At 61.3% G+C, this 11,454-nt stretch carries 10 protein-coding genes and 1 pseudogene; 1 reads left to right on the top strand and 10 read right to left on the bottom strand.

The annotated features are described in order from the left end of the window. Nucleotides 1–266 (bottom strand): annotated as a pseudogene (locus Q0M35_RS01060) (hypothetical protein); the annotation flags it as partial. Nucleotides 267–305: 39 nt separating this feature from the next. Here Q0M35_RS01060 and Q0M35_RS01055 point away from each other — a divergent pair. Then, nucleotides 306–1,142: a transcriptional regulator gene (locus tag Q0M35_RS01055; protein ID WP_295311309.1), complete on the top strand. Its 837-nt coding sequence runs from the start codon at nt 306–308 to the stop codon at nt 1,140–1,142. A gap of 9 nt (nt 1,143–1,151) precedes the next feature. Here the strand turns inward: Q0M35_RS01055 and Q0M35_RS01050 are convergent, their stop codons facing one another. From Q0M35_RS01050 to Q0M35_RS01010, 9 genes are all read right to left on the bottom strand, one after another. Then, nucleotides 1,152–2,303, bottom strand: coding sequence for an acyl-CoA dehydrogenase family protein (locus Q0M35_RS01050; RefSeq protein ID WP_295311307.1), 1,152 nt, complete (start codon nt 2,301–2,303; stop codon nt 1,152–1,154). A 95-nt stretch (nt 2,304–2,398) separates the two neighbouring features. Further along, nucleotides 2,399–3,190 carry an enoyl-CoA hydratase family protein gene (locus tag Q0M35_RS01045; protein ID WP_295311306.1) on the bottom strand — a complete coding sequence of 264 codons (792 nt, stop codon included), beginning with the start codon at nt 3,188–3,190 and terminating at the stop codon, nt 2,399–2,401. Further along, a complete protein-coding gene (locus tag Q0M35_RS01040; RefSeq protein WP_295311304.1) occupies nt 3,190–3,654 on the bottom strand; it encodes a MarR family transcriptional regulator in 465 nt (154 codons plus the stop codon). Before Q0M35_RS01040 ends, Q0M35_RS01045 begins: the two co-directional genes overlap by 1 nt. Nucleotides 3,655–3,691: 37 nt before the next feature. Next, complete coding sequence (locus Q0M35_RS01035; protein ID WP_295311302.1) at nt 3,692–4,411, bottom strand: SDR family NAD(P)-dependent oxidoreductase; 720 nt, start codon at nt 4,409–4,411, stop codon at nt 3,692–3,694. Beyond that, nucleotides 4,408–6,708, bottom strand: a complete 2,301-nt coding sequence (locus Q0M35_RS01030; protein WP_295311301.1) for a bifunctional salicylyl-CoA 5-hydroxylase/oxidoreductase — start codon at nt 6,706–6,708, stop codon at nt 4,408–4,410. The genes Q0M35_RS01035 and Q0M35_RS01030 overlap by 4 nt, the downstream gene beginning before the upstream one ends. Before the next feature lie 78 nt (nt 6,709–6,786). After that, entirely contained in the window at nt 6,787–7,212 is a 426-nt protein-coding gene (locus Q0M35_RS01025) for a thioesterase family protein (protein WP_295311299.1), read from the bottom strand. A 30-nt stretch (nt 7,213–7,242) separates the two neighbouring features. After that, a complete protein-coding gene (cueR, locus tag Q0M35_RS01020) occupies nt 7,243–7,638 on the bottom strand; it encodes a Cu(I)-responsive transcriptional regulator (RefSeq protein ID WP_295311297.1) in 396 nt (131 codons plus the stop codon). Then, nucleotides 7,635–9,860, bottom strand: a complete 2,226-nt coding sequence (locus Q0M35_RS01015; protein WP_295311296.1) for a heavy metal translocating P-type ATPase — start codon at nt 9,858–9,860, stop codon at nt 7,635–7,637. Before Q0M35_RS01015 ends, cueR begins: the two co-directional genes overlap by 4 nt. 78 nt (nt 9,861–9,938) lie before the next feature. Then, the gene (locus tag Q0M35_RS01010) at nt 9,939–11,453 is read right to left on the bottom strand and encodes a heme biosynthesis HemY N-terminal domain-containing protein (protein ID WP_295311294.1); all 1,515 of its coding nucleotides are present in this window, start codon (nt 11,451–11,453) and stop codon (nt 9,939–9,941) included. Nucleotide 11,454 lies beyond the last annotated feature (1 nt).

The following is an 11,454-nucleotide window of genomic DNA, read 5'->3' as shown; positions in this document are numbered from 1 at the left end:
GTCAGCAGAATTGCTGATGCAGCGGGACCAAGCGCGCCATATGCGCTCGTTGCCGCAGCATATCCGGCATAGCACAGAGCGGCGACAATCAGGGTAGGCCATTCAACCGGCGTGAAAATTCTTTTTCTTCGGGTATTCAATTTTTTGTTCTCATGCGTCTGAAGTGTCGGCTTATCGACCGAAGCTGCTGTATTCTGGATGCTGAAACAATTCTCACAAGCGCGTGTATATGCAACACTTATGTTTATTATGAAGCGTTTAAGCACTTTTGTAGTGTTTCTACTACAAATGATCCGGACAGACTCTTGGACAAACGTGATCTTTCTGCCCAGTTCCGCACCCGTCTCGGCCGGGTTGTCCGGTCACACAGCAGTGGCCGTTCGGATTTCCTGCGCCAGACCGGTATGGACCGGTCGGCCCTCAGCCAGTTCCTGAGTCCCGCGTCAGACCGGCTGCCCCGGGCCGAAACGCTCAGGCGCATCGCATCGGTCAGCGGCGTTTCGGTGGACTGGCTGCTCTGTCTGGAGAACGCACCCGAAGGCCGCCAGGAAGTGGCAGGCAGCGTCAAGATTGAACAGGAAATGCAGGCCGATGGCTCCACTCCGCTGGACCAGTGGCGCAGCGAGGCCACCGGGTTCAAACTGCGTTATGTGCCCTCCACCCTGCCCGACATGCTGAGCTTTGATCCTGATGAAGCGGGTCATTACGCCACACCAGGCCCGCACGGTGGCGGTGTCGAGGCGGTTCTGGGCAGTATCTCGCTGGATGATGTCGACGTGGAAATTGCCATGCCGGTCCAGACCCTCAGGGATCTCTCTGCCGGCACCGGCCTCTGGGCCGACACGCCGGTGGCTTTGCGACGCCGGCAGCTTACTCATATGGCGCGCGTGTGCCGCGATAATTATCCCGCGCTCCGGCTGCATCTTTATGATGGCACGCGGAGTTTCTCCGCACCTTTCACCGTCTTCGGCAAGGAGCGCGTGGCTCTATATATCGGTGATGCCTATCTGGTGGTCAGCAGCCCCGATCAGGTACGTGATTTCGCCCGCCAGTTCGACCGTCTGGTACGCCAGACAATCATCAGCCCCGACATCGTGCACATCACGCTGGATGAGCTGGCACAGGCCGCAGGACCTGAATAACCGTCTCTGTTACGGTGTTTTCAGTGTCGCGCGGGCGATCACGACCTTCTGCACATCTGACGCCCCTTCATAGATTCGCAGCGCCCGGATTTCGCGGTAAAGCCGTTCGGGAACAGAGCCTACGCGCACCCCGTCGCCACCGTGCAGCTGCACCGCTTTGTCGATGACACGCTGCGCCTGATCCGTGGCAAAAAGTTTCGCCATTGCGGCCTCCCGGCTGACACGCGCGGCGCCTGTGTCCTTCGCCCAGGCCGCACGGTAAATCAGCAGTGCCGAGGCGTCCACATCCAGTGCCATATCAGCGATGTGCCCCTGAACCATCTGTAACTCAGACAGCGGCGCGCCAAAAAGCTGCCGTGCGCGGACCCGCTCAAGAGACGCGTCCAGTGCGGAACGCGCAAACCCGAGTGCTGCCGCTGCAACGGTGGAGCGGAAGACATCCAGCACCGACATCGCGACTTTGAACCCCTCACCCGGGGTTCCGATCACTGCACCGGCATCGATGCGCAGATCGCGAAAAGTCAGCCGCGCCAGCGGATGCGGCGCCATCACCTCGAGCCGTTCGGCAATCTCCAGACCCTGCGTGTCAGCCGGCACCAGAAAAGCCGTGAGCCCCCGCGCGCCCTCTGCCTCTCCGGTGCGCGCGAAAACCGTGTAGACATCCGCAATGCCGCCGTTGGAAATCCAGGTCTTTTCGCCGTTCAGGACATAGTGATTGCCATCGCGCACCGCCGTTGTCGCGAGGCTGGCCACATCGGAGCCCGACGCCGGCTCGCTGAGTGCAAATGCTGAGAGAGCCGCGCCTTTACGTGTACGGACAAGCCATTCGCGCTGCTCTGAGCTTCCGAAAAGCGATACAGCCCCCATGCCCAGCCCCTGCATGGCAAAAGCGAAATCCGCCAGCCCGTCGTGGCGCGCCAGTGTTTCGCGGATCAGGCACAGGCTGCGCACATCCAGCGGCGCAGGTTTCGCCGGATCAGGACCGGAATATCTCAGCCAGCCACCTGCCCCCAGCATCTGCACAAGCGCCACGGTCGCAGCATCTGTATCACTGTGATCGACCGACCCGAGGTTTTCGGCACACCAGGTCTCCAGCGCTGCTGCAAGCTCCCTGTGCCGGTCTTCGAAAAACGGCCAGTCGAGAAAACTACGGTCTGTCATGGCGCGGGCTCCTTACGTCTTCGGGCGGCAGACAACCGTGCCAGAGGCATCGGTGATCTGCCGGGTGCCAGGAAGTATCCAACGCAAAACAGTCTTTAGTCACCTTCGAACACCGGCTTCTCTTTTGCCACAAACGCCTCGTAAGCGCGGCGGAAATCGGCGGTCTGCATACAGATGGCCTGCGCCTGCGCTTCGGCTTCGATCGCCTGATCAACGGTCATCGACCATTCCTGCTGCAGCATGGTTTTGGTCATCATATGCGCAAACCCGGGCCCGTCGGCGATCCGCTGCGCCAGGGTGACGGCCTCAGCTTCGAGGTCCCCGGGGGCCACAAGGCGGTTGAAGAAGCCCCAGGCTTCGCCCTCGTCTGCGCGCATGGTGCGCCCTGTATAAAGCAGTTCAGCCGCCCGACCCTGCCCGATAATGCGCGGCAGCATCGCACAGGCACCCATGTCACAGCCCGCGAGCCCCACCCGGGTGAAGAGAAACGCGGTTTTCGCGTCAGCAGTGCCCAGCCGCAGATCCGAGGCCATGGCGATGATCGCTCCTGCACCAACGCAGACACCATCCACCGCCGCAATCACCGGCTTGCCACAACCCAGCATCGCCCTGACCAGATCGCCGGTCATCCGGGTGAACTTCAGCAGGTCTTTCATATCCATCGCGACCAGCGGCCCGATGATGTCATGCACATCACCGCCCGAGCAGAAATTGCCACCCGCCGATCCGAACACCACGGCGCCTGTTTCCTCATCATCGCGCAGCGCACGGAACCAGTCGCGCAGTTCAGCATAGCTTTCAAAGGTCAGCGGGTTCTTGCGGGACGGGTTGTTGAGCGTCACGAGGGCGACATCCCCCCGGCGCGTCAGGTTGAAATGCTCAGGCATCAGCTTTCCTCCTCAAGACGACCGGTTATGCGCCCCAGACGGCTGTGAAGCGTGTTCAGGCCCTGTGCGCCGACCGGTGACAGAAGCTCATCGACCCAGAGCTCATGCACGGCAGCCATCTCGTCAAACATTTCTCGCCCTGCCGCCGTCAGCACAACGCGCATGGCCCGGCGGTCGCCCTCGACGGCGCGCCGCTCGACCAGATCGTCGGCCACGAGGCGGTCCACGATCCCGGTGACATTACCGTTCGAGACACGCAGGACACCGGACAGATCACTCATTTTGAGCCCCTCCGCGTTGCGGCGCAGGGCCGCCATGACATCGAAACGCGGCAGGGTAATATCCCAGGTCAGGCGCATGCGTTCGCGCAGTTCAGCCTCGATCATCCGGGTGACTTTGAGCATGCGCAGCCAGACACGCAGACGGTCTTTGCTCAGGTCTGACGGGGACGTGGTCTCCTGCATCAATACTCTCCACCTGTGGGAAGCTGCCTGCACCGTCTCATACTTCGCCTCCCGAAACGCTGAGCGCATGGCCGTTCACCATGCTGGCCTCAGCACTTGCCAGAAACCGGACGGCGGCAACCACTTCGTCGGGCCGGATCATGCGTTTCAGCGGATTGTCCTCTACGATCCGGGCGGTCGCCTCTTCCAGGCTGATATCGTACCGTGTGGCCACGTTCTGCACCGCGCCGTCGGCCATCGGTGTGTCGACAAAACCGGGGCAGACGGCGTTGCAGGTTATCTCCTTGCGCGCCACCTCGATCGCCAGACTGCGCACCATGCCCAGCACGCCGTGTTTGGCCGCCACATAGGCGGAAAGGTTTGCGCTCCCCTGCAGGCTGGAGGTTGACGCCATAGCAATCAGCCGCCCCCCGGCAGGCATGTCGCGCAACGCCTCGCGGAACGTCAGAAAAACGCCCGTGAGGCAGACATCAATGGTGCTCTGCCAGTCTTCAAGCCCGGTTTTTGCAAGTGGCAGAACCACGGCAGATCCGGCATTGGCGACAACCACATCATAGGGAGCATCAAAGAGGGCGCGCACATCCGCCTCGCAGGTCACATCGCCCGGGCGCAGCGTCATACCGCGCCCGCCATCCGTTTCCTCAAGGGCATCAGTACGTCGCCCGGAAATCGTGACCGCGTCACCTGCATCGGCAAAATCGCGGGCAATTGCGCGGCCTATCCCCGAACCGCCGCCTGTCACCAGCACCCGTCTCATGCGCGTATCTCCTCAGAGGCGGCCTGATCTTTGTCCGCCAGTCGCCAGGCCTGATCACGGCCAGGAAGGTAAGGCGCGGGCCAGGCTTCTGCACGGTCCCCCAGGGCGGTCGCGGCATGCAATAGCCAGTAAGGATCACTGAGATGGGGCCGGGCGAGACATACCAGATCCGCACGCCCTGCCATCAGAATGGAATTCACGTGATCAGGCTCGAAAATATTGCCGACCGCCATGGTGGGCAGGCCCGTTTCATTGCGGATCCTGTCCGAAAACGGTGTCTGAAACATGCGGCCATAGACAGGCCGTGCATCTGTGGAAGTCTGCCCTGCAGAGACATCACAAATGTCCACGCCATGATCGCGGAAGGCCGCTGCGATCTGCACGGCATCTTCAGGCGTGATGCCCTCATCGCCAAGCCAGTCGTGTGCAGAAATCCGCACCGACATCGGTTTATCTTCGGGCCAGGCGGCGCGCATGGCGTCAAACACCTCCAACGGATAACGCAGGCGGTTGTCCAGCGACCCGCCATATTCGTCCTCCCGCCGGTTCTGAACCGGTGTGATGAAACCCGAAATCAGATAGCCGTGCGCAGCATGCAGCTCGATCATGTCAAATCCGGCACGGTCCGCGCGTTTCACTGCCGCAACGAAATCTGCCTTTACCCGGTCCATATCGTCCCGCGTCATCGGGCGTGGTGTTGCGTTGCGTGGCGACCAGGGAACATCGGACGCTGCAATCAGCGGCCAGTTCCCTGTCTCAAGCGGCGCGTCCATTTCCTCCCAGCCCACCTGGGTCGATCCTTTCGATCCCGCGTGGCCAAGCTGCAGGCAGACTTTCGCCGCGGTCTCCGCGTGAATGAAATCCACAATGCGTTTCCAGGCGGCCTCATCCGCATCTGTTGCGATACAGGGGCAGCCCGGCGTGATGCGCGCATCGTCACTGATACAGGTCATTTCCGTATATATCAGGCCCGCGCCGCCCTTGGCGCGCTCACCGTAATGGATGAGGTGCCAGTCGGTCGGCGTACCATCCACCGCTTTGTACTGCGCCATTGGCGAGACCACTACGCGGTTTTTCAGATGCATCCCGCGCAGCTGAAAGGGGGCGAACATCGGGTGCCGCACCGGCGCGTTGTCGCTGACCCCGGCCGCGGTCTGAAACCAGCCTTCCGCAGACCTCAGCCAGTCGGCATCGCGCGCGCGCAGGTTCTCGTGACTGATCCGCTGCGACCGGGTGAGCAGCGAATAATTAAACTGTACCGGGTCGAGATCCAGGTAGCGCCCGACCTCCTCGAACCACTCCAGCGAGTTGCGCGCGGCCGACTGAAGTTTCAGAACTTCCACGCGCCGTTCGTCTTCGTATTTCTGAAAGGCCGCCGGCATGCTCTCTTCAGTCGTAAGGTAACCGGCGAGAGCAATGGCGGATTCCAGCGCGAGTTTTGTGCCCGATCCGATGGAGAAATGTGCCGTCGCCGCGGCGTCGCCCATCAGCACGATATTGTCGTGATGCCAGTGCTCACAAAGCACGCGCGGGAACCGAATCCACGCCGACCCGCGCACATGACCGGCGTTCGACATCAGCGCATGACCGCCGAGATGCTTTTCAAAAATCCGCTCGCAGGTGGCGATGCTGTCCGCTTTGGACATCGTCTCAAAGCCCCAGTTGTCATAGGTCTCCTGACTGCATTCCACGATAAAAGTCGCTGTGTCAGGGTCGAACTGATAGGCGTGTGCCCAGACCCAGCCATGCACGGTCTTCTCGAAAATAAACGTAAATGCATCGTCAAATTTCTGATGCGTGCCCAGCCAGGTGAAGGGGCATTTGCGCAGGTCCACATCCGGCTTGAAGCTTTCTTCGAACTCCGTTCGGGTGCGGGAATTGAGCCCGTCAGAGGCCACAACAAGATCGTACTCCGCCGCCAGATCAGCGGCTTTTTCCACAGTCTGCTCAAAGCGCAGATCGATGTTCAGATCCCGCGCGCGCTGCTGCAGCAGTATCAGCAGGCGTTTGCGCCCGATGCCACAGAACCCGTGGCCCGAAGAAACCGTCCGGTGCCCGTCATGCACGACTGCAATATCGTCCCAGTATGCAAATTCGGCCCGGATCATGTCGGCACTGACGGGATCGTTTGCGGCGAGGTTATCCAGCGTTTCGTCGGACAGTACGACCCCCCAGCCAAAGGTGTCGTCAGCCTTGTTGCGTTCAAAAACCACGATCTCATGCTCCGGACTGCGCAACTTCATCGAGATCGCAAAATAGAGCCCTGCAGGCCCTCCGCCCAGACATGCAACTTTCATCACCGGCACCCTGTCTGTGATTCACTGATCACAAACCTATCCGACACGGAATTTGTTTCAAGCCTGAAATTTTTATATTTAAAGCTGTTTGCTCTGCAGGAAGGTCGTGATGCGTGATCGCATGGCGTCGGGCCAGGGCACCGGACGGCCGGTGCTCATATCCACCGACACGAGAACCGGCGTAGCCGTCATGCGCAGTTCGTTCGCGCAATGCGCTTCAACATGCAGATGGGCAGATGTGCGCCCGAGCTTTGTAACACGCAGCCGCCAGGTCAGAATATCGCCCATTCTGCTGGGCGCGGAAAACTCGGCCCCGATAGAGACCGTTGGCACACCGTGGCCACGTTCCAGATGCATCTGTGCGAAAGAGTGGCCAAGGCCGACCTCATGCCATTCCTCGACCGTCTGATTGACCATCTCGAAGTAGCGCGGATAAAAAACGATCCCCGCCGGGTCGCAGTGCTGAAATAGAACCTTGATCGTATGCTGAAAAACGTCGCCCATACGCCTAACCTGACCCGAATGCGCGCCGCGTCAAGAGCCATCACCTGACGCCAGATCCGCGAGGATCGGGCAGTCGGGCCGGTCGTTACCCGCACAGGCGCTGATCAGTTGAAAGAGCGTATCGCGCATCTGTGTCAGCTCATCCCGCTTGCGCTCAATCTCCGCGAGATGCTCTCTGGCGATCCGTTTGACATCGGCGCTGGCCCGGTCGCGGTCATTATAAAGCAACAGCAGACTGCGGCAGGCCTCGACCGAAAACCCCAGCGAGCGTGCCCGCCCGATAAAAGCCAGCCGGTGCTGATCCTGCACGCTGAACCTGCGATAGCCGTTCTCGCCCCGCCCGGGCGTGATCAGATCAATGTCTTCGTAATAGCGGATGGTTTTTACCGGCAGGCCCGTGGCCTTTGCGACGTCGCTGATGTTCAAAGCTTATCTCCCGTCATGCCACGCAGGCGCAGTGCGTTGGTCAGAACAAAAACACTCGAAAGCGCCATGGCTCCGGCCGCGAGCATCGGAGACAACAGGATACCCGCACTGGCCCAAAGGACCCCGGCGGCGACGGGGATCAAAGCGACATTATATCCGAATGCCCAGAAAAGGTTCTGACGGATGTTGCGCATTGCCTTATCAGAGACTGATACCGCACGGATCACACCCTGCAGATCGCCGGACATCAAAACCACGTCTGCCGCTTCAATTGCCACATCCGTGCCCGCGCCGATGGCGATGCCCACATCCGCCGCCGCAAGGGCCGGCGCGTCGTTGATCCCGTCCCCGACAAATGCGATACGGCGTCCATCGCCGCGGATCTCCTGCAGGGCACTGACCTTGCCGTCGGGCATGACCCCCGCGACCACGGTGCTGATACCGATCTCTTTGGCGATTGTGCGGGCTGTTTCTTCGCGGTCGCCGGTGATCATGGCAACTTCCGTACCATGCGCGCGCAGGGCGGCCACCGTTGCGCGGGCGTTCTCTTTGATCTGGTCCGACACCCCCAGAAGCGCCGCCACGTTGCCGTCGATTGCGGCGAAAAATACCGTCTGACCCTGCGCTGCAAGTTCACTGGCGCGGTCGTCCATCTCTGCTGTGCTGATCCCGGTATCAGCCATCAGTTTGCCTGACCCGATCAGGACGGTGCGGCCTTCGACCTCTCCTTCGATGCCCAGTCCGCTGCGTGCGGAGACATTCTGCGCCGCGTGCTCCGGCGCACCCGCGTCTTTTGCAGCCTCGACGATGGCGCGGGCGACGGGATGTTCCGCACGCGCCTCCACAGCGGCGATATACGCCAGCAGGTCAGTTCTCTCCCGGCCTTCAACAAGTTCCAGGCTCGCCAGCACCGGTCGCCCGGTTGTCAGCGTGCCGGTTTTATCGAATGCGATGACGTCGATCCCGGCCAGCGTCTGCAACGCATCGCCCTTGCGGAAAAGAACGCCCAGTTCGGCAGCACGTCCCACCGCCACCATGATCGAGGTCGGCGTTGCCAGCCCCATGGCGCAGGGACAGGCGATGATCAGCACCGACACACCGGCCACCAGAGCGTAGGATATGACAGGTGCCGGCCCGAAGATCACCCAGGCCACGACAGCAATCGCAGCCACCACCAGAACCGCCGGAACGAACCACATGGTGATGCGGTCTACAAGATCCTGCACTGGTAGTTTGGCGCCCTGGGCCTGTTGCACCATGCGGATGATGCCGGCAAGCACGGTGTCTTTGCCCACCCGGGTCGCTCTGATCCTGAGGCTGGCCGCGCCATTGACCGTTCCGCCGGTGACCTTATCACCGGGCGTTTTTTCAACCGGCATCGGCTCGCCGGTCATCATCGCTTCATCCACGGCTCCTGTGCCTTCGAGCACTTCGCCGTCGACCGGCACCCGTTCGCCCGGACGCAGCAGAATAAAGTCGCCCGTCACGATGTCAGCAACGGCCAATTCGAGGGTCTTTCCGTCGCGTTCCACACGGGCGCTGCGCGGCTGCAACCCGGCGAGCGCACGGATCGCGGCACCGGTACGGCCTTTCGCGCGCGCCTCCAGCCAGCGTCCTGTGAGGATCAGGGTCACGATGACGGCAGCAGCTTCGAAATAAACGCCGCGGGCTGCTTCGGGAAAGGCCGAAGGGATCAGCATCACAAACAACGAATATATCAGCGCCGCACCGCTGCCGAGGGCAACGAGGCTGTTCATATCGGGCGCGCCCCGGAAAAGCGCCGGAAACCCGTCACGATAGAAAGCGCGCCCGGGGCCGGCCATTACCGCGAGCGTCAGGATGGCCTGAATGAGGTGGCTGTTCCCCTGCCCGACCGCAGCTTCGAGTGCCGGCACCACATGCGCGCCCATGGCGAGGAAAAACACCGGCGCGGTCAGTGCCGCCGCCAGCATAACCTGCCTTTTCAGGTGGCTGGCTTCTGCATCACGGCGCGCGCCCTGTGCCAGCGCATCGGCATCGGACCGGCGTGCGGGGTATCCTGCGTCAGTTGCGGCAGCGATCAGAGCGTCAGCAGAAACGTCGCCGGTGACGGTCGCGGTTTCCGTTGCAAGGTTTACCGCGACGCTGTGAACCCCGGGCACCGCCGAAAGGGCGCGATCCACCCGACCGACGCAGGAGGCGCAGGACATTTTTTCGACCGAAAGCGTGACTGTATTTGCCATGTACCAGGGTTCCCTTATGCAGATGCCGTCTACATAAGGGTTCCAGTAACTGGAAGGTCAAGACCCGGCGCCGGGGTTTCAGACGGCTTTGCTGGTTTCCTGGTTTTCAGGAGTTTCCGTAGCAGGGTCGCCCGGCGGATCCGTGACCAGCTCCGCATCTACAATTTCGGTATCTTCGGTTGTTTCGTCGGGCTCTTCCGTCGCGGATTTGTCCTCAAGCGTACCGACAATCAGAGGAAGCATCTGCACGCCGCCGGGCATCGCCATTTCCGACATTGGCGGGCGTTTCCAGGCCAGCGTGTCAAAGCTCTCGCAATTCTCACAGATCGGCGCCCACTCCGCGTGGATGTGCTGGCAGTTGTCACAGATCCACTGCGGGCCGCGCGAAACAGTTACCGCCCGCGCAAGCCAGCCCCGCACGACTGCATCCGCTGCCCCCTCGCCCCGCTCGATCGCCGCCATCAGGGTCACAGACCGCACCGTCGGGTCGGTTTCAACCAGATCTCCCAGAGCGCGCCGGGCTTCCGGGAAATCCTCGTTGGCGATGTGCAGTTCAGACAGCAGCATCTTTGTCTCAGGGTCGTCAGGTCGCGTCCGGGTCAGAGCGGCAAAACGTTTGATCCGGGCCTGGGGTGTCTCATCAGGCTCTATTTCAGCGAAAGCTGCGGCCAGATCGGGGTGCGGGTGTGCCTCCCAGGCCTTTTTCAGGAGCCGCGTCGCGAGGCGCGGGCGCTGCTGGCGGATATAGCTGCGCGCCGCCATGACCGCTGCGGGAATGAGGTCAGGCGACAGTTTATTCGCCTCGATGGCCTTTTCCTGCACCTCGATAGAACTCTCGTCAGAAATAATATCCCTGGCCTCCGACAGCGCCAGAACCGCATCACGGCGTTTATGCACGTCGCGTGGCAGGGTGCCGTGTTTCAGCTTGGCACTCAGGGTCTGCCGCGCACCGGCCCAGTCCTCTTTCCTTGCCTGCAGACGCAACAGCACGTCCTGGGTTTCTTCGTGTCTGGGCTTGAGAGCAAACGCTTTCTCAGCCAGAGCCAGCGCCGTTTCGGTGTCCCCCTCTGCCAGTTTCTGACGCAGAATACCGCGCACTCCGACAAAGCGCGTCGCGTTGTTGGCGACCAGCTTTTTGTATGTCTCTTCGGCCTTGCGCTTGTCCCCGGCCATTTCGGCGGCCTGCGCAGTGAGCAGATTGGTCAGCTCAGGCTTGTTGAGATATCGGTCGGCTTTGGCGGCCTTGTTCATCGCAACACGGCCCTCGCCGCTGGCCAGCGCCATCAGCCCTTCGGACAGAGCCTCGAAGCCTTTGCGTTCCCGGTTGCGGTCAAAATACCGCGACAGCGCCGTTTCATCACCATTGAGGAAATGCCACGTGGCCATCAGCAGCGAGAGCAGTTTCAGCAATATCCAGACGGCGAGCACCATCACCGCCACGGCGATGACCGATTGCAGCGGGCCAAAGGTGTATTCGCTGCCCATTACGGTGACCTGCACACCGCCTTCGCTTTCGAGCAGGTAATCGGCACCGAGTGCCAGTGCTGCAACAGCTGCAACAAAGAGTACAATCTTAATCAGAGACCAGAGCATT

It is taken from the genome of Roseobacter sp. (assembly GCF_024639605.1).
In the GTDB taxonomy this organism is placed as follows: domain Bacteria; phylum Pseudomonadota; class Alphaproteobacteria; order Rhodobacterales; family Rhodobacteraceae; genus Roseobacter.
Note: the sequence above shows the minus strand (reverse complement) of the source record. Positions and strands in the feature narration are given on the sequence as shown.